Raw genomic sequence first — 24,911 nt, 5'->3', positions numbered from 1 at the left:
TGTGTCAGTCGCGGGCGCCTGTCCGTCAGCCCACGTGGGCCCGCGCGGCGGCGGGCGCGCCGCTGGAGGAGGCCGCGACGGTGGAGGCCCGGCGCGGGCGGCGCAGGAGTACCGCGGAGACCAGGGCGGCGAGCAGGGTGAAGGAGGCGGCGACGATCAGGCAGAGGCGGAGGCCGTCGAGGAAGGCGTCGCCCACGGCGCCCAGGGCCGGGCCCGTGGCGGCGCCCAGGTGCATTCCGGCGACCGCGCCGAGTCCGCCCGAGCCGGCGGTCTCGGTGATGCCCTGCCCGGCGGCTCCGGTGATCCCGGCGTCCGCGAGGTGCGCCGGGAAGGTGTCGAGGGCGCGGGCGGTGAGGAGGGCGCCCAGGACGGCGGGGCCGAGTGCCCCTCCGACCTGCCGGAAGGCGTTGTTGCCTGCTGCGGCCATGCCCGCCAGGTGGACGGGCACGGAGGCGACGGCGGTGGCGGTCATGGGCGTCAGGACGCCGCCCATTCCCAGGCCCAGCAGCGCCAGCCGCCAGGCGATGGAGGCGAACGAGGTGTCCGCGTCGACGGTGGTCAGCGAGAGCAGGGAGCCGGTGACGACGAGCAGTCCGGCGGTGATCAGGACGCGGGCGGGCACCCGGTGCATCAGCCGGCCGACGGGGGCGCCGGCGACGATGGCGGCGCCGGTGACCATGAGGAGCCGCCAGCCCGCCTGGAGGGTGTCGAGCTGCTGCACCAGGCCGAAGTAAAGGCTCAGGAGGAAGAAGAAGCCGATCAGCGCCAGGAAGGTGATCATCGCGACGAGGGTGGTCGCGGTGAACGCGGCGCTGCGGAACAGCGCCAGGTCCAGCATCGGGCTGTCGCTGCGCCGCTCGGCCAGGACGAAGGCGACGGCACCGACCACCGCGACGAGCAGCGCCACCAGGACCCGGGTGTCGGTGAACGATCCGGCGCCGCCCTCGATCACGCCGTACACCAGCGCGGTGATCGCGGAGGCGGCCGTGATCTGGCCCGGCCAGTCCAGCCGCCGCCCGTGCGGGGCACGTGAGTCGGTCAGCAGCCGCGCGGCGACCGCCATCGCGATGAGCGAGACGGGGATGACCAGGAGGTAGATCCACCGCCAGGCGGCGTGTTCCAGGACGGCTCCGGCGATCAGCGGTCCGACGGCCAGCGCCAGCAGGAGCGAGGTGGCCCAGAGGCCGATGAACTTGCCGCGCTCCCGGTGGTCGGGAACCGCGTGGCTGATCAGGGCCAGCGTGGTGGGCAGCAGCGCGGCCGCACCGAGTCCGGCGAGGGCCTGCCCGGCCCACAGCAGCTCGATCGACGGGGCGGTCAGGGCGACGGCGGCCCCGATGGCGGAGGACGCCAGCCCCGCCTGGAACACCTTCTTGCGCCCGTGGACCTCTCCGAACACTCCGGCGGTCAGGATGAACGCGGCCATGGGCAGGACGAACGCGTCCTGGACCCACGCCAGCTGGGCCGTCGAGGCGCCCAGTGCCGCCTGGATGGCGGGCAGGCTCACGGAGACGGTGGTCACCGGCAAGTAGGCCACGAATACGCCCAGGCAGGCCATGGCGAGCGTGGCCGCCCGCCGTTCGGCCGGCCCGCTCGCCGGGGGTGTGACGTTCACGGATGCGCTCCTCGGCGGCGCTCGGCGCCGCGGTTGATGTTCAGCGGGGGCTCGTCCGCCCCGGTCGCCAGCATCGGTGACATCGGCCGAAATCAACGAAGCAGCTGCCCGGATCGGGCCGAAACCTCCATAGGCGCGGCATTCCGTGGCACACTTCCACCGTGATGAACGCAGTGGACACGCAGATCCTCCGTACGCTCCAGTGCGCGCCGAGGGCCCCGTTCCGGCTCATCGGTGAGGTGAACGGGGTGTCGGAGCAGACCGCGGCCCGCCGCTACCACGCCCTGCGCCGCAGCGGTGTGATGCGGGTGGTGGGCCTGGTCGACCCCGCCGTGCACGGGGAGGCGCAGTGGGTCGCGCGCATCCGCTGCCGCCCGGACCGGGTCGGTCCGCTGGCCGACGCCCTCACCCGGCGTCCCGACATCGCCTACGCGAGCATCGCCTCGGGCGGTTCGGAGATCATCTGCGTCATCCGCTCACCGCTGGACGCCCAGCGCGAGGACATGCTGCTCCAGCAGCTGCCCAGGTCCGCCGCCGTGCTCGACCTGCGCATCGATCTGCTCATCCACCCCTTCGACGCCCCCGGCGCGCCCGGGTGGACCGGCTACGGCGGACACCTCACGCCCGAGCAGGAGCAGCGGCTGACCGGTGGCCCCTCCCCCGCTCCGGCCGGCCCTCCGCCGCCTCCGGACGCCGAGGACGCCCCGCTGCTGGCCGCTCTCGCGGAGGACGGCCGTACCTCGCACACGCGGCTGGCCGAGATCACCGGCTGGTCCAAGGGCCGCGTCGCGCGCCGCCTGGAGTCCCTGGAGTCGTCCGGCGCGCTCTCGTACGACATCGATCTGCTGCCCGAGCGCCTCGGCTACCGCCTCAACGCGACACTGTGGCTGCGCGTCGCCCCGGCCCGTCTGGAGCGGACCGGGCAGGAGATCGCCGGGCACGAGGAGGTCGCGTTCGCCGGCGCCATCAGCGGCGACCACAACGTGATGGCCATCGTCACCTGCCGGGACGCCCAGGACTTCTACCGCTATCTGACCACCCGCCTGGCGGCGGTGCCGGGCATCGACGCCTACGGGGTCAGCATCCGGGTCCGCCGCCTCAAGCAGGCCGCCTCACTGATCTCCCACGGCCGCCTGGTGCATCCCGTACAGGTCTAGAGCCAGGCCTCAGATGACGTTCATCGCGGCCGCGGCGCCCACGCCCCCGAGCACCATGAACACCGGCATCAGCACCTTCAGTTCCACCCAGCTGCCGGCCCGGAACCGCATGGCCTTCGGCGGGCCGATCGGGTACCAGCGCTTGCGGCCCACCGGGATCGGCCAGAGGATCGGGCAGCCGGAGACGGTCAGCGCGTCCCCGATGTCGTGGACGAGAGCGCCCAGCACGATCGGCAGCCCGAGCCAGAGGTACTCCTGGCCGGGGGCGCTGAAGAGCCAGTCGGAGCCGTTGCCCGGCTTGTCCAGGACGCCGGCGAGAATCCACGCGCTGGTGGCGCCGAGCAGCCACACCAGGACGTCGCTGGATACCCGGGCGGCCCGCCACAGCAGGCCTTCGACGGCGAGCACCAGGTGGATGAAGAGGATCGCCAGCACCGCCCAGCGGCCGCCGGTGATGGCGGCGGCGGAGGCGCCGGCACCTATCAGGACCGCCCACAGCCAGGTGTGGGTGAGGGTCCGGTGACCGCCGTTGCGGTTCGAGTCGCCCCGCATCTTCGTCGCCTTGTAGACGGCGTGCGACAGCGTGTCGACGATCTCGCAGAGGCCCCGGGAGATCGGTCCGAAGGCGCGTGAGATGGTCGCGGACTTGTGATCCAGGTCCGGTGCCAGCGCGGCACCGGCCGTGATCAGCGCGCCGACGACCAGGACGGGCCACGGCATCGTGTGTCCCGCGGCTGCCGCAGCCGCACCCACCCCCAGCCAGGCCGCCGCCCCTGACAGAGAGTGTGCCGGTCCCATCATGTCTGTTGCCGCCCCCGTAGGTATTGACCAGTGACGGACAACGCGTGAACGGATGTCGCCCTGTCCGGGCGCGGACCACCGCCGTTGCGCTGTCGTCGAGTTGAGGGGGAAGCGTATCGTCCGTGATCTTCGTGCCGTCGTCCGGTTCCCTCATCCGGGCGGAAGGCAGGCAAGATGGGGGCGTGACCCTAATCGATCAGCTGCCCCCGACCGACGACCCCGACGCCCTCTTCGAGGCATTCTCGTCATGGACCGAGACGCAGGGCATCACCCTCTATCCGGCTCAGGAGGAGGCGCTGATCGAGGTGGTCTCCGGGGCCAACGTGATCCTGTCCACCCCCACCGGCTCCGGCAAGAGCCTGGTCGCGGCCGGTGCGCACTTCGCGGCCCTGGCGCAGGACAAGGTCACCTTCTACACCGCGCCGATCAAGGCGCTGGTCTCGGAGAAGTTCTTCGACCTGTGCAAGCTGTTCGGCACCGAGAACGTCGGCATGCTCACCGGCGACGCCTCGGTCAACGCCGACGCCCCGGTGATCTGCTGCACGGCCGAGGTGCTGGCCGCCATCGCCCTGCGTGACGGGAAGTACGCGGACATCGGCCAGGTCGTGATGGACGAGTTCCACTTCTACGCGGAGCAGGACCGCGGCTGGGCCTGGCAGATCCCGATCCTGGAGCTGCCGCAGGCCCAGTTCGTCCTGATGTCCGCCACCCTCGGTGACGTCAGGATGTTCGAGGAGGACCTGACCCGCCGCACCGGCCGGCCCACCTCCGTGGTGCGGTCCGCGACGCGTCCGGTCCCGCTCAGTTACGAGTACCGGCTGACGCCGATCACCGAGACCATCACCGAGCTGCTGGACACCCGGCAGTCGCCGGTCTACATCGTGCACTTCACCCAGGCCTCGGCCGTCGAGCGGGCGCAGTCGCTGATGAGCATCAACATGTGCACCAAGGAGGAGAAGGAGAAGATCGCCGACCTCATCGGCAACTTCCGCTTCACCACCAAGTTCGGCCAGAACCTCTCCCGTTATGTGCGGCACGGCATCGGGGTGCACCACGCGGGCATGCTGCCGAAGTACCGCCGGCTCGTGGAGAAGCTCGCGCAGGCGGGTCTGCTCAAGGTCATCTGCGGTACGGACACGCTGGGGGTCGGCGTCAACGTCCCCATCCGCACGGTGCTGTTCACCGCGCTCACCAAGTACGACGGCACCCGGGTGCGTACGCTGCGCGCCCGTGAGTTCCACCAGATCGCCGGCCGGGCCGGCCGGGCGGGCTTCGACACGGCGGGCTTCGTCGTCGCGCAGGCCCCAGAGCACGTCGTCGAGAACGAGAAGCTGGTCAAGAAGGCCGGCGACGACCCGAAGAAGAAGCGCAAGGTCGTCCGCAAGAAGGCCCCCGAGGGCTTCGTGGCCTGGTCGGAGACGACGTTCGACAAGCTGATCCAGTCCGACCCGGAGCCGCTGACCTCCCGTTTCCGGGTCACGCACACCATGCTGCTGTCCGTCATCGCACGTCCCGGCAACGCCTTCGAGGCGATGCGGCACCTGCTGGAGGACAACCACGAGCCGCGCAAGGCGCAGCTGCGCCACATCCGCCAGGCGATCGCCATCTACCGCTCGCTGCTGGACGGCGGCGTGGTGGAGCGGCTCGAAACCCCCGACGCGGAGGGCCGCATCGTGCGGCTCACCGTCGATCTCCAGCAGAACTTCGCGCTGAACCAGCCGCTGTCGACGTTCGCGCTCGCCGCGTTCGAGCTGCTGGACGCCGACTCCCCCTCGTACGCGCTGGACATGGTCTCTGTGGTCGAGTCGACGCTCGACGACCCGCGTCAGATCCTCGCCGCCCAGCAGAACAAGGCGCGCGGCGAGGCGATCGGCCAGATGAAGGCCGATGGCATCGAGTACGAGGAGCGGATGGAGCTCCTCCAGGAGGTCACGTACCCGAAGCCGCTGAGCGAGCTGCTGTGGCACGCGTACGACGTCTACCGGCAGAGCCACCCGTGGGTCGGTGACCACCCGGTGTCGCCCAAGACGGTGGTCCGTGACATGTACGAACGCGCCATGACGTTCACGGAGTTCACCTCGAACTACGAGCTGGCCCGCACCGAGGGCATCGTGCTGCGGTATCTCGCGGGCGCGTACAAGGCGCTGGAGCACACCATCCCGGACGACATCAAGTCCGAGGACCTGGAGGACCTGATCGCCTGGCTCGGTGAGATGGTGCGTCAGGTGGACTCCAGTCTGCTCGACGAGTGGGAGCAGCTCGCCAATCCCGAGGTGGAGACGGCCGAGCAGGCGCAGGAGCGGGCCGACGAGGTCAAGCCGGTCACGGCGAACGCCCGCGCCTTCCGGGTACTGGTGCGCAACGCGATGTTCCGCCGGGTCGAGCTGGCCGCCCTGGACCGGGTCCGCGATCTCGGTGAGCTGGACGGCGAGGCGGGCTGGGACGAGGACGCGTGGGGCCAGGCGATGGACGCGTACTGGGACGAGCACGAGGAGCTGGGCACCGGCCCCGACGCCCGCGGCCCGAAGCTGCTGAAGATCGACGAGGACGCCGAGCACGGTCTGTGGCGGGTCCGGCAGACGTTCGCGGACCCGAGCGGCGACCACGACTGGGGCATCAGCGCCGAGGTCGATCTCGCCGCGTCCGACGAGGAGGGCCGGGCGGTGCTCCGGGTCACCTCCGTGGGCCAGTTGTGAGCCCGCCCGTACCGCGGGCGGCGTCGCGAGAGTGGAGACGAACAGCATGACGAACCCCGCAGAGCGCCTGGTCGACCTGCTCGACCTGGAGCGGATCGAGGTCAACATCTTCCGCGGCCGCAGCCCGCACGAGTCCCTCCAGCGGGTCTTCGGCGGACAGGTCGCCGGGCAGGCCCTGGTGGCGGCCGGCCGCACCACCGACGGGGACCGGCCGGTCCACTCGCTGCACGCCTACTTCCTGCGGCCCGGCCGTCCGGGAGTGCCGATCGTCTACCAGGTCGAGCGGGTCAGGGACGGCCGGTCCTTCACCACCCGCCGGGTGACGGCGGTGCAGCAGGGGCGCACCATCTTCGATCTGACGGCGTCCTTCCACCGTCCGGAGGAGGCGGGCATCGCGCACCAGCTGCCCCCGGCGCGCGTGGTCCCGGATCCGGAGGAGCTGCCGACGGTCGCGGACGAGGTGCGTGATCACCTCGGCGCGCTTCCCGAGGCGCTGGAGCGGATGGCGCGGCGCCAGCCGTTCGACATCCGTTACGTCGACCGGCTGCGCTGGACACGGGAGGAGATCACGGACGCCGACCCGCGCAGCGCGGTCTGGATGCGTGCGGTCGGCCCGCTCGGTGACGACCCACTCGTGCACACCTGTGCGCTGACGTACGCGAGCGACATGACGCTGCTGGACGCGGTACGGATCCCGGTGGAGCCGCTGTGGGGGCCGCGCGGCTTCGATATGGCGTCCCTGGACCACGCGATGTGGTTCCACCGTCCGTTCCGGGCCGACGAGTGGTTCCTGTACGACCAGGAGTCACCCGTGGCGACAGGCGGGCGGGGTCTGGCGCGTGGCCGGATCTACGACCGCGAGGGAAATCTGCTGGTGTCCGTGGTGCAGGAGGGACTGTTCCGGCGGCTGGGCGAGCAGCCCTCCTGACGGCCGAGCCCGTGCCGGGCCCGCCCGGCGCGGGCTCAGGTGCCGGGCAGCGGGTCCTGTTCGACCTCATGCCGGCGGGTGCGGATGTCCGGCGGCGCCGGGTGCAGTTTGGCGTCGCAGGCGGGGCCGAGTCCGCTGAGGCGCGAGGCCGTGCCGGTGAGCGGGCGTCCGCACAGCCGGCAGCGCACGGTGCGGCGGACCGCCGCCCGGCCGGCCTCGGGCAGCGGTTCGGTACCTGATCCGGGGAAGGGTTCGGGAGACTCCACCCGTCGATCCTCTCAAGCCCCCGGACCGCTCCGCGACTTCCCGCCCCCGCACCCGGAGGAGCCCGCGGGCGGCCGGCGTCCGCCCCGGCGGCACCGGTCCGCGCTCCGTTAGCCCGTCCGGCGGACAGCGCGGGACTCGGCCGCCTCCCGGCGCGAGCCCTTCCCCCTCTGTCGTTCGCCGCCACGGAGGGTGGTCGCGCGCGGTGATCCACGGGGCGGAAGCGCCGCCCCGGCCTCACCGCAGGAGGCGCGGTCATGACGGACGATCAGGTGTTCCTCGGCCTGGGACTGATTGTGGTGCTGGCGGTCGGCTCGCAGTTGCTGGCCGGCCGGCTGCGGGTGCCGGCGCTGCTCGTCCTGCTGCCGGTGGGTTTCACCGCCGGCGCGCTGACGGACGACATCGATCCGGAACGGCTGCTGGGCACCGCCTTCTCCCCGCTGGTGTCGCTGGCCGTGGCGGTGATCCTTTACGACGCCGGGCTGGGGCTGGACATCAGCAGGCTCAAGGGCCACAACCGCCGTGTCGTGGTCCGGCTCCTCTGGATCGGGACGGTGCTCACCGTGGTGTCGGCCGCGCTGTTCGCCGTGCCGGTACTCGACATGTCGATGTCCGGGTCCGTGATGCTCGCGTCGATCCTGGTCGTCTCCGGTCCGACGGTCGTCGGGCCGCTGCTCAACTTCGTCCGGCCCAGCGAGCGGTTGCAGCGCGTGCTGATCTGGGAGGGGTCCCTGATCGATCCGGTCGGCGGGATCCTGGGGGCGCTGGTCTTCCACGGGGTCCTCGCGGGCGACCGGCCCGGGTTCGGCCGTCAGCTGGGGCAGTTCGCGGCCAGCGCGGCGGTGGGCGTGGCCGGTGGCGCGGTCGGGGCGGGTCTGCTGTGGCTGCTGCTGAGCCGGGTGCGGCTGAGCGAGGAGCTGGGCACGTCGGTGCAGTTCGCCGCGGTGATCGGCGTGGCGGCGGCGTGCGACGCGCTGCGCGACGACACGGGGCTGATCTCCGCCGTCGTCATGGGGATGGCCGTCGCCCACCTGCCGGGCCCGGACGTCCCGGTGCGGCGGCCCTTCTTCGACACACTGGTCTCGCTCACCATCGGTCTGCTCTTCATCTCCATCTCGGCGACGGTCACTCCCGCCTCCCTGCGGCAAGTGGTGCTGCCGTCGCTGGCGCTGGTCGCGCTGCTCGTCCTGGTGACCAGGCCCCTGGTGGCCCACCTCGCGACGCTCGGAACCGATGTGCCGCGCGGGGAAAGGTGGTTCATCGGCTGGATGCCCCCCCGGGGCATCGTCGCGGCGGCCACCGCCTCCACGTTCTCCGCGACCCTGGCCGACAAGGGCATCGACGGCGCGGAACGCATCCTCCCGGCCACCTTCGTGGTGATCGTCGCCACCGTCACGCTCTACGGGCTGACGGCGTTCCCGGTGGCCCGGAGGCTGCGGGTGCTGCGCCCGGCGAGGTCCAGGCCGCTGCTGGTGGGCGGCGACCCGTGGACGGTCGACCTGGCGTGCGCGCTGCGCTCCGCAGGTCCTGACGTACTGATGTGGGCGGGCGCGGCCGCCGAGCGGGCGCGGATCGAGGAGGCGGGGCTGAAGCTGGCCCCCGGTGAGCTGCTCACCTCGGCCACCGGTGCCGGAGCGGAACTTGAGGGGATCAGCGACGTGCTGCTGCTGACCGGCGAGGACGACTCCAACGCGCTCGCGTCGATGACACTCCGGGAGTCCGTCGAGGGCCCGGTCCACCGGCTCCGGCCGCCGTCCGCGGATCACGGGGTGGTGGCTCCGTACACGGGTGGTGAGTCGCTGTTCGGTCCGGGGCTCACGGGTCCCGAGCTGACCCGCAGGTACGAGTCCGGGGCGCGGGTGGTCAGCCGGCCCTTCGACGGAGAGGTCCCGGCCGGGCACGAGCTGCTGTTCGTGGTGAGCGCGGCCGGCCGGCTCACCCCGATGAGCGGTGCCGGCACGGCCGCGCCGGTACGGGGCGAGACCCTCGTCCTGCTGAGCCCGCCGTCGCGGCCCTGAACCAGGTCTTCCCGGATCAGAGATACAATCTCCGATGTGAGAGAAATGGAGAGCGCAGAGCCGGGCAGCGTCGATGCCCGGCTGGCGGCACGGCTGGCCGAACTCCGCGCCGAGGCGGGCTGGTCCCTGGAGGAGCTGGCGCACCGCACGGGGGTGAGCCGCTCGACGCTCTCACGGCTGGAGCGCGGCGAACTGAGCCCGACCGCGGCCCTGCTCGGCCGGCTGTGCACGGTCCACGGGCGGACCATGTCGCGGCTGCTCCTCGAAGTGGAGGCGGAGCCGCCGCAGCTGGTGCCCGCCGCGCGCCAGCCGGTCTGGCGCGACGAGGAGTCCGGCTTCGTACGCCGCTCCGTCTCGCCCCCGCACCCGGGGCTGCGCGCGGAGGTCGTCGAGGGGGTGCTCGGCGCGGGCGCCTCGATCGCGTACGAGAATCCGCCCGTCCCCGGCCTCGAACAGCACATCTGGGTCCTGGAGGGGACGGTCGAGATCACCGTGGACGGCACCGTGCACACCGTCCGCACCGGGGACTGCCTGCGCTTCCGGCTCCGCGGGCCCTCGCGTTTCCACTGTCCGGACCCGGCCGGGGTCCGTTACGCACTGATGATCGTTCTGCCCTGAAAGGACCTGTCGTATGACCGAGATCGTCCAGGTGTCCGGACCCGAACTGGTCACGTACGCCGATGAGCTGGCCGCACTCCTGGTGGAGATCGTGGACGGCGGGGCCTCCGTCGGATTCCTGGCACCGCTGGACCGGGACGCGTCGGCCTGCTGGTGGCGGGAGCAGGCCGCATCGGTGTCCGCCGGGCGCCTCCAGGTCTGGATCGCCCGGGACGGTGAGCGGGTCGCCGGGACCATCGGCCTGGTCCGGGCGCCGCTGCCCAACGCCCGCCATCGCGCGGAGGTCACCAAGCTGATGGTGCGTCCGTCGGCGCAGGGCCGGGGGCTGGGCCGGCGGCTGCTGGACGCGGTCGAGGAGACGGCGGCCGGGGACGGCGTCACCCTGCTCGTGCTGGACACCGAGAGCGACAGCGCCGCCGAGCGGCTCTACCGCTCCGCGGACTGGACGGCGTGCGGCTCGGTCCCCGGTTACGCCGCCGATCCGGCGGGGGCCCTCAGGCCGACCACCTACTACTACAAGGAGGTCGGCCCGGGGCCTGCTCAGCCGGCGAGCCCGTCGGGGTCCTTGTAGACAACGCCGTCCTTCATCACCACCAGGACGTTCGCGGGGTCACCGAGGGCGCGGATGTCGTCGAGCGGATTGCCGCGGGCTATGACGACGTCGGCGCGCTTGCCGGGCTCCAGGGTGCCGGTCTCGTGGGCGATGCCGAGGAGCTCCGCTGCCTCGGCCGTGCCGGCGCGCAGCGCGCCCATCGGGGTCATGCCGCAGTCCACGAGGTGGCCCAGCTCGCGCAGGTTGGTGCCGTGTTCCGCGATGCCGCAGTCGGTTCCCATGGCGACCCGCACCCCGCGCTCGATGGCGTGCGGGATGTGCGTGCGGGATGTGCGTGCGGGCGACCTCCTGCCAGTGCTTCTTCTTCGCGTACGCCCAGGGCGCCGCCTTCTTCGGGTCCGGGTCGGTGTGGGCGGTGGTGAGGGTCGGTACGAGGAACGTGCCGCGCTCCAGCATCAGGTCCATGGCCTCGTCGTCGATCTCGTAGCCGTGCTCGATGCTGGCGACCCCGCCCCGTACGGCGTTGAGGATGCCGCCCCTGCCCTGGGCGTGGGCGGCGACCTTCTTGCCCCGGTGTCCGGCGGCGATCTCCGTGATCGTGCGGATCTCGTCCTCCAGGAATCCGTCGTCGTCGGGCTGGTCGGTGGGGCTCCAGACGCCGCCGGTCGCGGCGATCTTGACGCAGTCGGCGCCCTGGCGCAGCACGCCGCGCACCGCCTGGCGGCATTCGGCGGTGCCGTCGGCCAGCCGCCCCATGGTGTTGTCGTTGGCGCGGTCGTCGTTCCCCGGCCGGAAGTCGCCGTGCCCGCCGGTCGGGCTGAGCATGGCGACGGCCACCAGCAGCCGGGGGCCCACCAGCAGCCCGGACTCGACGGCCCGCCGGTGTCCGGCATCCGCCCCGCCGAGGTCCCTGGCGGTGGTGACCCCGGCTTCGAGCGTCGCCCGCATCCGGGGTACGGCGAGGAAGGTGAGCAGGCTGCGGGGCATGGTGGCGATCTCGGCGTGGCTCAGTGCGGTGCCGGGGGCGGCCATGTGGACGTGGCAGTCGATGAAGCCGGGCAGGATCGTGCCGCCTCGGACGTCGACGCGCCGGGTCCCCTCCTCGGTCGCCGGACAGTCCGCGGACGGGCCCGCCCAGCGCACGCGTCCGTCCTCGATGAGGACCGCGCCGTCCTGGACGGGTTCGGCGCCCGTGCCGTCGATGAGCAGGCCGTTGTGCAGGAGTACGGGGGTGGTGGGAGCGGGCATGGCGCTGTTCCTTCCCTGGGGGTGCGGATCGGGGTGAGTGGCCGGTCAGTCGAGGGCGGTACGGGGCCGGGCCACGACGGCCGCCGCGCCGGCGACCAGGACCGACACGCCCGCGCAGCACCACCAGACGGTGGTGTAGGCGTCGATCGTGGGTATCTCCGTGCCCTTGAAGGTGATCGCGGTCAGGATGGCCGCGAAGACGGCTCCGGCGACCGAACCGCCCACTGTCTTGGCGGTGTTGTAGATCCGGGTGGCGATCGCGGTGCGCTCGTGCGGGCTGGCTTCGACGATGAGGACGGGCATGGCGCTGAGGGCCAGTCCGAAGCCCGAGCCGACGATGGCGTTGACGACGACGAACTGCCAGGGCTCGTCGTGCGCCACAATCAGGAGCACGTAGCCGGCCGCCATGAGGAACCCGCTGAGCGCGAGGGCGCCGCGTCCGCCGATCAGCCGGAAGAGCCGGGAGGCGACGAGCGAGGCGGCGAACGCCATCACGCCGGACGGCAGCATCAGCCACGCGATGCCGAGGGCGTCGTAGCCGAATCCGTATCCGAGCTTGTCGCCGGGCGAGGAGACGAAGAGGACGGCGGCGGTCTGGGCGCCGAAGAGCGCGGTGCCGAGCAGGAAGCTGGCCGCGTACACGGGGAGCAGGGTGCGCCGGACGGTGAGGCGGATGTCGACGATGGGCTCCGCGACGCGGAGTTCGACCAGGACCCAGACGACGAGCGTGGCGGCGGCGACCGCGCGGAGCGTCAGTGTCCAGCCGTCGCTCCAGCCCCACTTGGGTCCCTGGGAGATGCCGAGGAGCAGCGTGGCGAGTCCGACGCTGAGCAGCCCGGCTCCGGCCCAGTCGACCCGGCCCGGGGCGCGGGTCTTCGATTCGGGTACCAGGAAGAAGACGACTCCGGCGCACAGCACGGTCGTGACGGCCGGGATCCAGAGCACGCCGTGCACCGAGGAGATGACTTGGCGCAGGAGACCGGCGATGACCATGCCGGCGCTGGCACCGAAGGTGAGGGCGCCGACGAGCAGGGCGATGGCGCTCCGGGCGCCCGCCGCGTCGAGGCGGTCGCGGACGAGGCCGATCTCCAGCGGAAGGAGCGCGGCGAGCGGTCCCTGCAGGACGCGCCCGACGAGCAGCACCTCGAAGGAGGGCGACCAGGCGACCAGGACGGAGCCGGCGACGAGGCAGAGGACCGCGAAGGGCCGGCATCATCCCCTGGATGATGCCGCTGGTCAGTTCGACGAAGACCAGGAATCCGACGACCGCGGCGACGCGGGCGCCGCCGAGGCCAGGCGCGCCGGCGCCCGCGGTGGGCTGGATACGCGACATGGGGATCTCCACTTGGGCACGGCCGCGCACACGGGCGCGGCGGAGGGTGGTGGGGCGGGAAGAGTTCGCTGCGATGAGGCTTCGGGGGCGGGAGCGGGTCAGGCGGCCGGCCGGCGGGGGGCCGCGAGGATCCCGCGGGCCACTGCGCCGACGACGGCCAGATCGGCCGGGCCCGGTTTGATGCCGACGGCCGCGAGGGCTTCCTCGACGCCGGCCGGGGCGTGGCCGGGGCCGGGCAGGGAGGGGGCGGGCGCCGGTTCTTCGCGGTCCGGGTCGCGGAGCGGGGCGGGCCGGTGCCGGGGGTCGGGCGCGGCCCTGCGCAGATGCCAGGTGGTGACGGACTGGAAGGCCTCGCCCGCACGGAGCAGGGTGTGCTCGCCGCGGGGGCGGCCGGCCAGTTGGAGGGAGAGCGGCAGCCCGGCCGGGTCGGCGCCCATGGGCAGCGCGAGGGCCGGGAAGCCGGTGGGGTTCCAGACGGCGGTGAGGTTGAGCTCGTCGCCGGGCGCGGTTTCCCGGGCGTAGGGGCGGGCGGGCGCGGGCCAGGTCGGGGTGGCGATCACGTCGGCCCCGGCCGGGCCGTCCAGCCGCTCCAGCAGCGCGGCGGTGAGCCGTTCGCGGGTCCGCTGGGCGCGGAGGTAGAGGTGCGCGGGAATCAGTCCGCCCGCCGCGGCGAGGAGCCCGTACGGGACGCCGACGCGCAGTCCTTGGATGTCCGAGGGGCCGGGAGCGCGGCCCGGCTGCCCGGTCAGCGCGTCGAGGAGGAGCCCGCAGTCTCCGGCGCTGACGGCCATCGGGCCCAGGACGTCCTGCGAGGGACTGAGCGGCAGGCAGCCGTCGGTGGGCAGCAGGCCGAAGCTGGTCTTCAGGCCGGTGGTGCCGCACAGGGCGGCGGGCAGCCGGACGCTGCCGGAGGTGTCGCTGCCGAGGGCCCCGAGGAAGAGGCCGGAGGCGATGCCCGCACCGTTGCCGGTGCTCGATCCGCCGGTCCACCGCTCCGGGTCCCAGGGGTTGCGGGGCACCGGGAAGGGGTGGGCGGGGTCGGGCCGGCCCATGGCGTACTCGGCCATGGTGGTCTTGCCGAGGACGACGGCCCCGGCGCGGCGCAGCCGGGCGACGGCGGGCGCGTCGCGCCCGCACCACCAGTGCGGGTCATGGGCGGGGCTCTGTGCGGTGGCCGGGCCCTCGACGGTGGCGAGGTTGTCCTTCACGGCGAGCGGCAGCCCGTGCAGCGGGCCGCGTTCGGCGGCCGGGCGGGAGTCGGCCGCGCGGGCCGCGGCGAGTGCCTGTTCCGGGAAGCGGGTCACGTACACGCCGAGCAGCGGATCGAGCGTGTCGGCGTCGGCGAGTGCGGCGGCGACGAGCTCACGGCTGCCGACGGCGCCCGACCGAAGGGCGGCGGCGGCCTCGGCGAGGGTGGCGAAAGGCTGCTGCACGGGGCGCCTCCGGGGCAAGGAACTGGCTGGATCTGATGAGGTAGGGCGATGCTAATCTCCGATCATGAGGTGACATCGAATTGCTTATCTCTGTCATGAATCACGATCCAATGCAGTTTTTTCCCACAACGCTTCCCGATGCGGATCTCAGATGACTGAAAACCTGCCCCCGCTCAGCGAACTCGATCTGGCCCTGGTGAACGCCCTGCAGATCAGCCCACGGGCGCCCTGGACAGAGCTGGCGAAGGCGCTGGACATCGACGCCGCCACCGTCGCCCGGCGCTGGGAGCGGCTGCGGACGGCGGGCCATGCCTGGGTGACCGCCTATCCCTTCGGCGGCTCCGGAGCCGGTGCGCTGATCGAGATCGACTGTGCGCCGGGGCAGGCGGGTGCGGTGGCCGAGCAGCTCTCCGCGGACCCGCACGCGGTGACCGTGGAGCACGCGGCGGGCGGCCGGGACCTGCTGATCACGGCCATGGCCACCGGTTTCGGCGCGCTCTCGCGCTACATCGTGGACCGGCTCGGCACGATCCCCGGGATCACGGCGACCCGGGCCCGTCTGGTCACCCGTAGTTACACGGAGGGGAGCGTCTGGCGGCTGACGAGCCTGAGCCGCTCCCAGCAGGAGGCGCTGGCCGCGTCCCGGCGCTCGGCGCTGGGCGGCTCCCAGCAGTCTCCCGAGTACGCGGAGCTGGTCACGGCGATCGGCGAGAACGGGCGGATGTCGCTGAGTGAACTCGCCGAGATACTGGGCGTCTCTGTGAACACGGCGAGCCGGCGACTGAACCGGCTGCTGGAGTCCGGACGGCTGGTGCTGCGCTGCGATCTGGCCCGCTCGCTGTCCGGCTCACCGGTTGCCGTGACCTTCTTCGGCACTGTCTCGCCCGAGCATCTCGACTCCACGGCAAGGGAGTTGGCGAGGCTTCCGGAGATCCGGCAGTGCCTCGGCCTGGCCGGTCCGCAGAATCTGATCGCGACGGTCTGGGTCTCCTCGCTGGTGGATGCCCAGGACCTGGAAGTACGTCTGGCCGCGACCCTCCCCCATCTGCGGATCGCCGACCGGGCGGTCGCGCTGCGTGCGGTCAAACTGATGGGCAGGCTGCTGGATCCGGACGGCCGTGCGGTCGGCTTCGTCCCGATGAACCTGTGGGCATAAGTGGCGGCCCAGGGGCGTAAGAATGGCAGTGAAAGCCATTTACTAGGAGATCCTCATGACGCTCTACGACATTCCCCTCCACACCCTGACCGGCGAGCCGACCACCCTGGGCGCCTACCGGGGCCAGGCCGTCCTGCTGGTGAACGTCGCCTCCAAGTGCGGGCTGACCCCGCAGTACGCGGGCCTGGAGCGGCTCCAGAAGACTTACGGGGACCGGGGGTTCACCGTGCTCGGCGTGCCGTGCAACCAGTTCGCCGGCCAGGAGCCCGGAAGCTCGGAGGAGATCCAGGCGTTCTGCTCGGCGACGTACGGGGTGAGCTTCCCGCTGCTGGCCAAGACGGACGTCAACGGCGCGGGCCGGCACCCGCTCTACGTGGAGCTGACGAAGCTCGCGGACGCCGACGGCGAAGCCGGTGACGTGAAGTGGAACTTCGAGAAGTTCCTGCTCTCCCCCGCGGGCGAGCCGGTCGCCCGGCTCCGCCCCGCCACCGAGCCGGAGGCCCCGGAGCTCGTCGCGGCCATCGAGGCCCAGCTTCCCGCCTGAGGCGATGCCGTCGGGTGGCCTGCGGCCGGATCGCCGCCCGCCACCCGGTGGCTCTCGGGCCCGTCGCTCAGGCGTGGCTGAGCAGGAGCGAGCCCTTGGGGTAGGTGACGCCGGCGTTCACATTCGCCACCTGGATGCTCACGGGCGTGCCTTCCTTGATGTTGCCGCTCTTCCAGGGGCTGCAGTAGGGGGAATTGTGACCTCGGGTACTCGCGACCCGGTCCCAGGTCCCGTCGCGGCCGATGTCGAGCTTCACCTCGATGCCCCAGCCGTCCGCGCCCGTGTCGCAGGCGCGGATCGAGTCGCCGGGGATGCTGCCGTAGGGGTCGGGGTTCCATTCCCCGTACCCGCCGAAGGTCGCCTCGATCGGCTTCGGCGCGCCCGCGGCCGTGCCCTGTGCGGCGATGACGAGGCCGAACGCCGCCACGGCGGCGGCCACGACCCGCCCCCCGGTGAACTTCAGCATGGTGCGTTCCCCTTCATCGGCCGGTCACGATTTTCACGGGGAATCTACAGGTGCATGGCAGGTGCACACCATTCACCCACGACACAGGACCGGCCCCCGTCCCCTGCCGGTGCGGCGGGGGACGGGGGCCGGAACCTGCATGCGGCCTGGGCCGGTTGTCAGCGGATGGGCATCCCGGACAGCGTGCGGGCGATCACCAGCCGCTGGATCTCGCTGGTGCCCTCGAAGATCGTGTAGATCGCGGCGTCCCGGTGCATCCGCTCCACCGGGTACTCACGGGTGAAGCCGTTGCCGCCGAGGATCTGGACCGCCTGCGCGGTGACCTCCTTGGCCGTCTCGCTCGCGTACAGCTTGGACATGGAGCCCTCGGCGGACTCGAACGGCTTGCCGGCGGCCGCCATCCAGGACGCGCGCCAGACCAGCAGCCGGGCCGCGTCGATCCGGGTGCGCATGTCGGCGAGCTGGAAGGCGATGCCCTGGTTGTCGATGATCGGGCGGCCGAACTGGGTGCGGGTCTTCGCGTAGTCGAGCGCGACCTCGTACGCGGCACGGGCGGTGCCGACCGCCATCGCGCCGACCGCCGGGCGGGATGCCTCGAACGTGGCCATCGCGGCGTTCTTCACCCGCTCGCCGCCACCGGAGGCGGCGCGCTCCCGGGCCCGCGCGAGGCGCTGGTCGAGCTTCTCCTTGCCACCGAGCAGGCAGTGGCCCGGGACGCGCACGTCCTCAAGGACGACCTCCGCGGTGTGCGAGGCGCGGATGCCGTGCTTCTTGAACTTCTGCCCCTGGGAGAGCCCGGGGGTGTCCGGCGGCACGATGAAGGAGGCGTGCCCCTTGGAGCCGAGCTCGGAGTCGACGACCGCGACCACGACGTGGACGTTGGCGATGCCGCCGTTGGTCGCCCAGGTCTTGGTGCCGTTGAGCACCCACTCGTCCTTGGCCTGGTCGTACACCGCGCGGGTGCGCATCGAGGCGACGTCGGAGCCGGCGTCGGGCTCCGAGGAGCAGAAGGCGGCGACCTTCACATCGTTCGCGTCGCCGTACATCTGCGGGATCCAGGTGCCTATCTGCTCCTCCGTGCCGTTGGCGAGGACGCCGACGGCCGCCAGGCCCGTACCGACGATCGACAGCGCGATGCCCGCGTCACCCCAGAACAGCTCCTCCATCGCCATCGGAATGCCGAGGCCGGTCGGGTCGAAGAACTGCTGGGCGTAGAAGTCCAGGGAGTAGATGCCGACCTTGGCCGCCTCCTGAATGACGGGCCACGGCGTTTCCTCACGCTCGTCCCACTCCGAAGCGGCCGGCCGGATCACATCCGCGGCGAATCCGTGCAGCCAGTCACGGACCTGCTTCTGGTCGTCGTTGAGTTCGAGCGTGAACTCGGCCATGTTCCCCTCCACGTACTGCTGTCAAAGTACTGCTGTCGAAAATCATTCGTTACTTGCGGTAACAACAGTCTGTTACCGGCAAGTAGCCTCTGTCAACCGCTCAACCGCAGATCCGCGCACCGCTGGACAGGGTGTTACGTTGCGCAGGCAGGACGGACAGGCACGGCCAGGGGTGGGAGAAACAGCATGGAGACCACACGACAGGCGGAGCGGCAACGGTCCGCGGCAGAACGCCGCCGCCGGGAGCTGCTCGAAGCCGCCGACCGCGTGGTGCTCAGGGACGGCCCCGGGGCCTCGATGAACGCCATCGCGGCGGAGGCCGGGATCACCAAGCCCATCCTCTACCGGCACTTCGGCGACAAGGGCGGGCTCTACCGCGCCCTCGCGAAACGGCACACCGACGCGCTCCTCGGCGCACTGCGGGCGGCGCTCGACGCCCCCGCCGACCGCCGCGCCCGGGTCGAGGCGACGCTCGACACCTATCTCGCCGCGATCGAGGCCCGTCCGCAGGTCTACCGGTTCCTGATGCACCCCGCCGACGACGCGGCGCACTCCTCCGAGCAGGGCTTCGACGTGGGACGCCACTCCGCCCCGCTGCTGCGCCGCCTGGGCGAGGAGCTCGCCACGGTCATCGCGGAGCGGGTGGACCTCGGGGCCGACAGCCAGGTCATGGCCCGGATCTGGGGTCACGGCATCGTCGGCATGATGCACGCGGCGGGCGACTGGTGGCTGGGCGAACGCCCCTGCTCACGGGCCCAGCTGGTGAGCAGCCTGGCCGATCTGCTGTGGGGCAGGCTGTCCGCGGCGGGCGACCGCCCCGGCGGCCCCGGGTTCTGAAAGCCGCGCATACCGCTCGCCGGTCAGCCGGGCCGCCCCCAGGGCGCCCGGCGGGCCGCGCGCAGGGCCCGCGCCCGCCGCAGTCCGGTCAGCCGGTCGGTGTAGACGGCGCCGTCCAGGTGGTCGCACTCGTGCTGGAGGCAACGGGCGAAGAAGCCGGTGCCGCTGACCCGCACCGGCTCGCCCTCGACCGTGACCCCCTCGACCACCGCATGGTCGAAGCGGGGCGTACCGGCCTCGACGCCCGGCAGCGACAGGCAGCCCTCCGGGCCCCGCACGGTGATGCCGTCGGCCTCGACGAGGGTGGGGTTGACCAGGTGCCCCAGGTGCCGGACGTCCTCGTCGTCGGGGCAGTCGTACACGAACACCCGTAGCGCCACGCCGACCTGGTTGGCCGCGAGCCCGACGCCGTTCGCCGCGTACATCGTGGCGTACATGTCCTCGACCAGCCGGGCGAGCGCGGGCCCGAAGTCCGTGACGGGTTCGCAGGCGCCGTGCAGCACGGGGTCACCGAGCAGGCTCATGGCCCGGACGCGTCCGGAACTGCCGGGGATCGGGCGGTTTCGCATGGCGGCCATCGTACGGTCCGGGACAGCGCCGGACACACGGCCGCCACCCGGCCCCGGGGCGGCCGCGCCCGCACATCCCTGGGAGAAATAAGGAGATTTCTTCCATATGCGGCAATCCGCCCCTCCATCGGTCTCGAATCCCTCATAGAGCCACCGAGCTGGAGCCATCGGGACAGAACCACCGTGCGCCCTCGGTGACGCCATTTGCCGCCCAGGGAGCCCCCATGACAGGAAAGCGAGTCGCCACACTGCCCCCGGACCCCGGTACGGCCGCTGCCGTACCGCGCAACGCCGAAGCGGCGTTCCGGGACGTCCTCGCGGATGTCATGCACCTCGACCGGGTGACGGCGGACAGCCACTTCTTCGACGATCTGGGCGCCGACTCCCTGGTGATGGCCCACTTCTGCGCCCGGGTGAGAAAGCGCGCGGATCTGCCGCCGGTCTCGATGCGGGATGTCTACGCGCACCCCACGGCCGGTGAACTGGCCACGCCCTGGCGGCCGCCGCACCCCCGTCCCCCGCCGGGCACGCCGAGCCCGCTGCGAGAGCTCTCCCCGCTCCCCCGCGGTCCGCCCCCACCGGCCGGGCCGGATATCTCCTTTACGGGGCGCTCCAGCTCGTGGCCTTCGTCGGCTACTCGTGCGTCATCGCGTTCATCACCGTCCGGGGCTACGAGTGGATATCCGCCGGGTCCGGCCTGCTCTCCGGGTACCTCCGCTCTGTCACGTTCGGCGCCGGGGCCCTGCTGGGGCTCTCGGTGCTGCCGATCGCGGCGAAATGGGCTCTCATCGGGCGCTGGAGGCCCCGGGAGATCCGTATCTGGAGCCTCGCGTACGTCCGGTTCTGGATCGTCAGAACGCTCGTCCGCGCCGACCCGCTGGTGCTGTTCGCCGGATCGCCGCTGTACACGCTCTACCTCAGGGCGCTGGGCGCGCGGATCGGGAAGGGCGTGGTGATCCTCTCCCGCAACGTGCCCCTCTGCACCGACCTGCTCACCGTCGGGGACTCCTCCGTCATCCGCAAGGACGCGTTCCTCTCCTGCTACCGGGCCCATGACGGTCTGATCCAGACCGGCACCGTGACCCTCGGCAGGGACGTCGTCGTCGCCGAGGCCTCCGTGCTCGACATAGGGACGTCCATGGGCGACGGTGCCCGCCTGGCCCACGCCTCCGCCCTGCACCGCGGCCGGCGCGTACCCGCCGGCGAGCACTGGCACGGTTCACCCGCGCAGCGGGCCGGGGCGGAGTACCAGGTGGTGGGACCGGCGCCCTGCGGCACCCTGCGCCGGGCGGTCCACAGCGGCACCCAGCTGCTCAGCGCGCTCCTGGTGTACCTGCCGCTGGCCGTCGACGGGATCGGGATGCTGCTCGCCGGGGCCCCGCAGCTCTCGGCGGTACTGGACCCGGGGCCCACCGTCCTCACGACCTGGGCCTTCTACCGGGACACCCTGGCGGCGTCGTTCGTCCTGCTCTTCGTGGTCGTGCCGCTCGCCTTCCTGCTGCTCGCCACCGTCCCCCGGCTGCTGAGCCGCACCATCGAGCCGGACAAGGTCTATCCGCTCTACGGCTTCCACTACGGGGTGCACCGCGCGATCACACTGCTGACCAACCGGCGCTTCCTGACCCGCCTGTTCGGCGACAGCTCCGGCATCGTCCCCTACCTCCGCCTGCTCGGGTACGACCTCTCGCGCGTCGAGCAGACAGGGTCGAACTTCGGTACCGAGGTCAAGCACGAGACGCCGTATCTGAGCACGGTCGGGACGGGAACGATGGTGGCCGACGGGCTGTCGGTCAACAACGCCGAATACTCCAGCACTTCGTTCCGCGTCTCGCGGACGGCCATCGGGGCACACAGCTTCCTGGGCAACAGGATCACCTACCCGGCACGGAGCAGGGCCGGGGACAACTGCCTGCTGGCGACCAAGGTCATGGTCCCGGTCGACGGCAGGACCCGTGAGGGCGTCGGCCTCCTCGGCTCGCCCTGCTTCGAGATCCCCCGGTCAATCCAGCGCGACAGCGGCTTCGACCGCATGAAGAGCGGCGAGACGCTGCGCGGCGGCCTCGCGGCCAAGAACAGGCACAACGCCGCATCGATGGGGCTGTACCTGATGGCGCGGTGGTGCTACGCCTTCGTGGTCACCCTGGTGATGTCGGGGGCGGCGGAGCTGTACACCTCGGTGGGCGCGGCGGCGGTCGCGCTGGGCAATGTGCTCCTCGTCGTGGTGAGCGCCGGGTACTTCGTCCTGGTGGAACGCCTCGTCACGGCGTTCCACCCGCCGGGCCCGCTGTTCTGCTCGATCTACGACCGCCGCTTCTGGCGGCGCGAACGCTTCTGGAAGGTGCCGTCCGAAACGTACCTCCGGGTCTTCGACGGGACACCCTTCAAGAGTCTGATCTGGCGGTCGCTGGGGGTCCGGATCGGCCGCGAGGTCTTCGACGACGGCTGCTATCTGACGGAACGCACGATGGTCACCATCGGGGACCGCTGCACGCTCAACGCCGGCAGCGTCGTCCAGTGCCACTCGCAGGAGGACGGCGCCTTCAAATCCGCCCCCACCACGCTCGGATCGCACTGCACCCTCGGCGTCGGGGCCTTCGTGCACTACGGCGTGACGATCGACGACGGGGCCGCTCTCGCTGCGGACTCCTTCCTGATGAAGGCCGAGTCGGTGCCGCGCGACGCGCTGTGGGGCGGCAACCCCGCACACCAGCTACGAGCCGGCGGCGCCCGGAGCGAGGAGGCTCCACGATGAACACGCCCGCGATGAACACGCCCGCACGGACCGGAGCCGAGTACTGGCGCGATGTGCTGACCGCCGGCGGCGCCACCGCCGTCCCGAGGTGGACGCGCGGTCCGACGCCGGGCACCGCGACGGTCGAGACTGCCGTCCCCGACGCCCTGGCCGAAGAGTTGAACGTGCTGGCGCGCTCGATGGGCGTCTCGCCCACCGCGCCGCTGCTGGCCGGCCATGCCCGGGTCCTCGCCGCACTGTCCGGCGAACCCGGTGTCACCACGGGATACGTCCCCGCCGTGGACGCCGGGCCGTTGCTCTGCCGGCTGACGACCGGTGCCGCCTCGTGGCGGGCCCTCCTGCTGCACCCGGACCGCGCAGAGGCGGAACTGCTGGCCCACCGGGGATACCCGGTGGAGGCTCTCAGGCAGCGGCTGCGCCTCCCCGCCACCGTGCCGGAGGCGGTGTTCGACGCGACCGGCGCGGCCGGACCCGTACCGGGCGCCGTCATCAACGTCGGGTTCACGCGCCGCGACGGCCGCGACGTGCTGCGGCTGCGCTACCGGACCGACGCGCTCGACGCGGAGGCCGCGACCAGGATCGCCGGCTACCACCTCAACGCGCTGCGGCTGATCGCCGCCGCCCCCGACGCGGCGCACGGACGGCAGAGCCTGCTGTCACCCGGCGAACTCCGCCTGCAACTCGACGGACTCGCCGGGCCGCACCGCGAGCTGCCCGACCTCCGCTCCCACCAGCTCTTCGAACAGCGGGTGCGCGCGCACCCGGACCGCGTCGCGGCGGTCCACGGCGGCCGGCGGTGGACGTACCGCGACCTCGACACCCGCGCCAACCGGCTGGCACACGCCCTGCTGGGCGCGGGGCTGACCAGGCAGGGGGTCGTCGCCCTGGTGACCGAACGGAGCCTGGAATGGGCGGCGGCCGTGCTCGCGATCCTCAAGTCCGGCGGCGTCTACCTCCCCGTCGATCCGCACTTCCCGGCCGGGCGCATCGCCGCCATGCTCCGCCGCGCCGGCTGCGAGCTGGTGCTCACCGAATCGGGCAGCACCGCGACGCTCGACCGCGCGCTGGACTCCCTGCCGGACGTACGGAAGCTGCTCATCGGCCCGCTCTGCGAACCGCGTCCGGACGACACCGGTTCCGGGACGCGCGCCGGACCCGGCGTCCCGGTCGGCGCCGACGATCTGGCCTACGTCTTCTTCACCTCCGGCTCGACCGGCGAGCCGAAGGGCGCGATGGTGGAGCACGCCGGTCTGCTCAACCATCTCCTCGCGAAGACCGACGATCTGGACATCGGAGAGACGGACGTGGTCGCCCAGACCGCCCCCCAGTGCTTCGACATCTCGCTGTGGCAGCTGCTCTGCCCCCTGCTCACCGGCGGAACCACCCTCCTGGTCGGCCAGGGCGACGTCCTGGACGTACGGCGCTTCCTCGACACGCCGGCCGACGGCCGGGCCGGCGTGGTCCAGGTGGTGCCCTCCTACCTGGACGCCGTCCTGAACTTCCTGGAGCGGCACCCGCGCGAACTGCCGGACCTGCGCTGCGTATCGGTCACCGGGGAGGCGCTGAAGAAGGATCTGGTCCGGCGCTGGTTCAGCGCCCGACCGGGAGTCCCGCTCGTCAACGCCTACGGGCTGACCGAGACATCGGACGACACCAGTCACGCGGTCATGCACCGGGTGCCGGAAACCGAAGCGGTGCCGATCGGGCGCCCGGTCCGCAACGCCCGCATGTACCTCCTCGACGAGCACAGGTGCCCGGTGCCGCTGGGCGCGCCCGGCGCGATCGCCTTCTCCGGGATCTGCGTCGGCCGCGGGTACATCAACGATCCCGAGCGGACCCGGGCCGCCTTCCTGCCGGATCCGTACCGGCCCGGGGAGCGGCTGCACCTGAGCGGGGACTACGGCCGCTGGCTCCCGGACGGGCAGCTGGAATTCCTCGGCCGCCGCGACAGCCAGGTGAAGATCCGCGGGTTCCGCATCGAGACCGGCGAGATCGAGAACGCCCTGCTGGCGGTCCCCGGCGTCCGTGACGCCGCTGTCGTGGTCACCGGGGAGACGGCGGCGGCCGACGGGAGGCGGCTGATCGCCTTCTGCAGCGGCGCACAGCCGTTGCCGGCCGCCTTCGTGAGCGAGCACCTGGCCGAATCCCTGCCCGCGTACATGGTTCCGGCCGCGGTCCACTGGCGGCGGACCCTGCCGCTGACCGCCAACGGGAAGACCGACCGGACGGAACTGACCCGGCTCGCCGGCGAACTCGGGGCATCCGGCGACCACGGGAGCGCCGCGCTCCCCCGCACCCGTACCGAGCGGCGGCTGGCAGCCGCCTGGGCCGAGGCGCTCGGCGTTCCGGCGGACGGGGTGGGGCGGCGGGACAACTTCTTCGACCGGGGCGGCACCTCGCTCACCGCGGTCGGCGTCGTGATCTCCCTGGACCGGGAGGTCTCGCTCAAGGACCTCGTACGCCACCCCGTACTGACCGACCTGGCCGCGCTCGTGGACGAACGCGCTGCCCGGTGAACCGATCACCACCCTGAGG

At 72.1% G+C, this 24,911-nt stretch carries 18 protein-coding genes and 3 pseudogenes; 11 read left to right on the top strand and 10 right to left on the bottom strand.

All coding sequences use genetic code 11. The features are described from left to right. Positions 1-25: 25 nt before the first annotated feature. A complete protein-coding gene (locus RLT59_RS35135) occupies positions 26-1,615 on the bottom strand; it encodes an MFS transporter (RefSeq protein ID WP_311307129.1) in 1,590 nt (529 codons plus the stop codon). A gap of 164 nt (positions 1,616-1,779) precedes the next feature. On the opposite strand from RLT59_RS35135, the gene RLT59_RS35130 reads away from it, so the two are divergent. Further along, a complete protein-coding gene (locus RLT59_RS35130; RefSeq protein WP_399127028.1) occupies positions 1,780-2,772 on the top strand; it encodes an Lrp/AsnC family transcriptional regulator in 993 nt (330 codons plus the stop codon). A gap of 9 nt (positions 2,773-2,781) precedes the next feature. Here RLT59_RS35130 and RLT59_RS35125 read toward each other — a convergent pair whose 3' ends face one another. After that, entirely contained in the window at positions 2,782-3,573 is a 792-nt protein-coding gene (locus tag RLT59_RS35125; RefSeq protein ID WP_311307127.1) for a metal-dependent hydrolase, read from the bottom strand. Positions 3,574-3,755: 182 nt separating this feature from the next. On the opposite strand from RLT59_RS35125, the gene RLT59_RS35120 reads away from it, so the two are divergent. Together RLT59_RS35120 and RLT59_RS35115 are read left to right on the top strand one after the other, a co-directional pair. After that, positions 3,756-6,269, top strand: coding sequence for a DEAD/DEAH box helicase (locus tag RLT59_RS35120; protein ID WP_311307126.1), 2,514 nt, complete (start codon positions 3,756-3,758; stop codon positions 6,267-6,269). A gap of 46 nt (positions 6,270-6,315) precedes the next feature. Then, positions 6,316-7,197, top strand: a complete 882-nt coding sequence (locus RLT59_RS35115) for an acyl-CoA thioesterase (protein ID WP_311307125.1) — start codon at positions 6,316-6,318, stop codon at positions 7,195-7,197. Between the two features lie 35 nt (positions 7,198-7,232). Here RLT59_RS35115 and RLT59_RS35110 read toward each other — a convergent pair whose 3' ends face one another. Continuing rightward, positions 7,233-7,463: a DUF6011 domain-containing protein gene (locus RLT59_RS35110; RefSeq protein ID WP_311307124.1), complete on the bottom strand. Its 231-nt coding sequence runs from the start codon at positions 7,461-7,463 to the stop codon at positions 7,233-7,235. 255 nt (positions 7,464-7,718) lie between these two features. Between RLT59_RS35110 and RLT59_RS35105 the strand changes: the two genes are divergently transcribed. Genes RLT59_RS35105 through RLT59_RS35095 form a run of 3 tightly spaced genes read left to right on the top strand, consistent with a single transcriptional unit; the run spans position 7,719 to position 10,668 of the window. Beyond that, complete coding sequence (locus RLT59_RS35105) at positions 7,719-9,479, top strand: cation:proton antiporter (protein WP_311307123.1); 1,761 nt, start codon at positions 7,719-7,721, stop codon at positions 9,477-9,479. 45 nt (positions 9,480-9,524) lie between these two features. Continuing rightward, complete coding sequence (locus tag RLT59_RS35100; protein ID WP_311307961.1) at positions 9,525-10,097, top strand: helix-turn-helix domain-containing protein; 573 nt, start codon at positions 9,525-9,527, stop codon at positions 10,095-10,097. A gap of 13 nt (positions 10,098-10,110) precedes the next feature. After that, positions 10,111-10,668, top strand: a complete 558-nt coding sequence (locus RLT59_RS35095) for a GNAT family N-acetyltransferase (RefSeq protein ID WP_311307122.1) — start codon at positions 10,111-10,113, stop codon at positions 10,666-10,668. On the opposite strand, the gene RLT59_RS35090 is transcribed toward RLT59_RS35095, so the two are convergent. The 4 genes and pseudogenes from RLT59_RS35090 to RLT59_RS35075 form a co-directional block, all read right to left on the bottom strand. Beyond that, positions 10,638-10,931: an amidohydrolase family protein gene (locus RLT59_RS35090; protein WP_311307121.1), complete on the bottom strand. Its 294-nt coding sequence runs from the start codon at positions 10,929-10,931 to the stop codon at positions 10,638-10,640. The genes RLT59_RS35095 and RLT59_RS35090 overlap by 31 nt on opposite strands. Before the next feature lie 193 nt (positions 10,932-11,124). Then, positions 11,125-11,682: pseudogene (locus RLT59_RS35085) on the bottom strand (amidohydrolase family protein); the annotation flags it as partial. A gap of 261 nt (positions 11,683-11,943) precedes the next feature. Continuing rightward, positions 11,944-13,080: pseudogene (locus RLT59_RS35080) on the bottom strand (MFS transporter); the annotation flags it as partial. 249 nt (positions 13,081-13,329) lie between these two features. Next, on the bottom strand, positions 13,330-14,664 hold the full coding sequence (locus tag RLT59_RS35075; RefSeq protein WP_311307120.1) for an amidase: 1,335 nt from the start codon (positions 14,662-14,664) through the stop codon (positions 13,330-13,332). Between the two features lie 151 nt (positions 14,665-14,815). Between RLT59_RS35075 and RLT59_RS35070 the strand changes: the two genes are divergently transcribed. Beyond that, on the top strand, positions 14,816-15,820 hold the full coding sequence (locus RLT59_RS35070; RefSeq protein ID WP_311307119.1) for an Lrp/AsnC family transcriptional regulator: 1,005 nt from the start codon (positions 14,816-14,818) through the stop codon (positions 15,818-15,820). 55 nt (positions 15,821-15,875) lie between these two features. Continuing rightward, positions 15,876-16,364, top strand: coding sequence for a glutathione peroxidase (locus RLT59_RS35065; RefSeq protein WP_311307118.1), 489 nt, complete (start codon positions 15,876-15,878; stop codon positions 16,362-16,364). 67 nt (positions 16,365-16,431) lie between these two features. On the opposite strand, the gene RLT59_RS35060 is transcribed toward RLT59_RS35065, so the two are convergent. Together RLT59_RS35060 and RLT59_RS35055 are read right to left on the bottom strand one after the other, a co-directional pair. Further along, positions 16,432-16,830, bottom strand: a complete 399-nt coding sequence (locus RLT59_RS35060; RefSeq protein ID WP_311307117.1) for a hypothetical protein — start codon at positions 16,828-16,830, stop codon at positions 16,432-16,434. A 158-nt stretch (positions 16,831-16,988) separates the two neighbouring features. Further along, entirely contained in the window at positions 16,989-18,218 is a 1,230-nt protein-coding gene (locus RLT59_RS35055) for an acyl-CoA dehydrogenase family protein (protein WP_311307116.1), read from the bottom strand. A gap of 186 nt (positions 18,219-18,404) precedes the next feature. On the opposite strand from RLT59_RS35055, the gene RLT59_RS35050 reads away from it, so the two are divergent. Further along, positions 18,405-19,055, top strand: coding sequence for a TetR/AcrR family transcriptional regulator (locus RLT59_RS35050; RefSeq protein ID WP_311307115.1), 651 nt, complete (start codon positions 18,405-18,407; stop codon positions 19,053-19,055). A 23-nt stretch (positions 19,056-19,078) separates the two neighbouring features. Here the strand turns inward: RLT59_RS35050 and def are convergent, their stop codons facing one another. Next, positions 19,079-19,633: a peptide deformylase gene (gene def / locus RLT59_RS35045; protein WP_311307114.1), complete on the bottom strand. Its 555-nt coding sequence runs from the start codon at positions 19,631-19,633 to the stop codon at positions 19,079-19,081. A 317-nt stretch (positions 19,634-19,950) separates the two neighbouring features. On the opposite strand from def, the pseudogene RLT59_RS35035 reads away from it, so the two are divergent. Together RLT59_RS35035 and RLT59_RS35030 are read left to right on the top strand one after the other, a co-directional pair. Beyond that, positions 19,951-22,376 (top strand): annotated as a pseudogene (locus RLT59_RS35035) (Pls/PosA family non-ribosomal peptide synthetase). Further along, positions 22,373-24,892 (top strand): non-ribosomal peptide synthetase, encoded by a 2,520-nt coding sequence (locus RLT59_RS35030; RefSeq protein WP_311307112.1) that lies wholly within the window; start codon positions 22,373-22,375, stop codon positions 24,890-24,892. The pseudogene RLT59_RS35035 and the gene RLT59_RS35030 overlap by 4 nt, the downstream one beginning before the upstream one ends. The last annotated feature ends 19 nt before the right edge of the window (positions 24,893-24,911 follow it).

The sequence above is a fragment of the Streptomyces sp. ITFR-6 genome (assembly GCF_031844725.1).
Taxonomy (GTDB): Bacteria; Actinomycetota; Actinomycetes; order Streptomycetales; family Streptomycetaceae; genus Streptomyces.
This window is presented reverse-complemented; position numbering and strand designations above follow the sequence as displayed.

Bases quoted from the DNA above. Each gene is read 5' to 3' on its own strand.
- RLT59_RS35030 (WP_311307112.1), top strand. From the start codon at position 22,373: ATGAACACGCCCGCGATGAACACGCCCGCACGGACCGGAGCCGAGTAC.
- RLT59_RS35100 (WP_311307961.1), top strand. From the start codon at position 9,525: ATGGAGAGCGCAGAGCCGGGCAGCGTCGATGCCCGGCTGGCGGCACGG.
- def (WP_311307114.1), bottom strand. From the start codon at position 19,633: ATGGCCGCCATGCGAAACCGCCCGATCCCCGGCAGTTCCGGACGCGTC.
- RLT59_RS35065 (WP_311307118.1), top strand. From the start codon at position 15,876: ATGACGCTCTACGACATTCCCCTCCACACCCTGACCGGCGAGCCGACC.
- RLT59_RS35130 (WP_399127028.1), top strand. From the start codon at position 1,780: ATGAACGCAGTGGACACGCAGATCCTCCGTACGCTCCAGTGCGCGCCG.
- RLT59_RS35055 (WP_311307116.1), bottom strand. From the start codon at position 18,218: ATGGCCGAGTTCACGCTCGAACTCAACGACGACCAGAAGCAGGTCCGT.
- RLT59_RS35090 (WP_311307121.1), bottom strand. From the start codon at position 10,931: ATGGGAACCGACTGCGGCATCGCGGAACACGGCACCAACCTGCGCGAG.
- RLT59_RS35125 (WP_311307127.1), bottom strand. From the start codon at position 3,573: ATGATGGGACCGGCACACTCTCTGTCAGGGGCGGCGGCCTGGCTGGGG.
- RLT59_RS35070 (WP_311307119.1), top strand. From the start codon at position 14,816: ATGACTGAAAACCTGCCCCCGCTCAGCGAACTCGATCTGGCCCTGGTG.
- RLT59_RS35115 (WP_311307125.1), top strand. From the start codon at position 6,316: ATGACGAACCCCGCAGAGCGCCTGGTCGACCTGCTCGACCTGGAGCGG.
- RLT59_RS35050 (WP_311307115.1), top strand. From the start codon at position 18,405: ATGGAGACCACACGACAGGCGGAGCGGCAACGGTCCGCGGCAGAACGC.
- RLT59_RS35095 (WP_311307122.1), top strand. From the start codon at position 10,111: ATGACCGAGATCGTCCAGGTGTCCGGACCCGAACTGGTCACGTACGCC.
- RLT59_RS35105 (WP_311307123.1), top strand. From the start codon at position 7,719: ATGACGGACGATCAGGTGTTCCTCGGCCTGGGACTGATTGTGGTGCTG.
- RLT59_RS35060 (WP_311307117.1), bottom strand. From the start codon at position 16,830: ATGCTGAAGTTCACCGGGGGGCGGGTCGTGGCCGCCGCCGTGGCGGCG.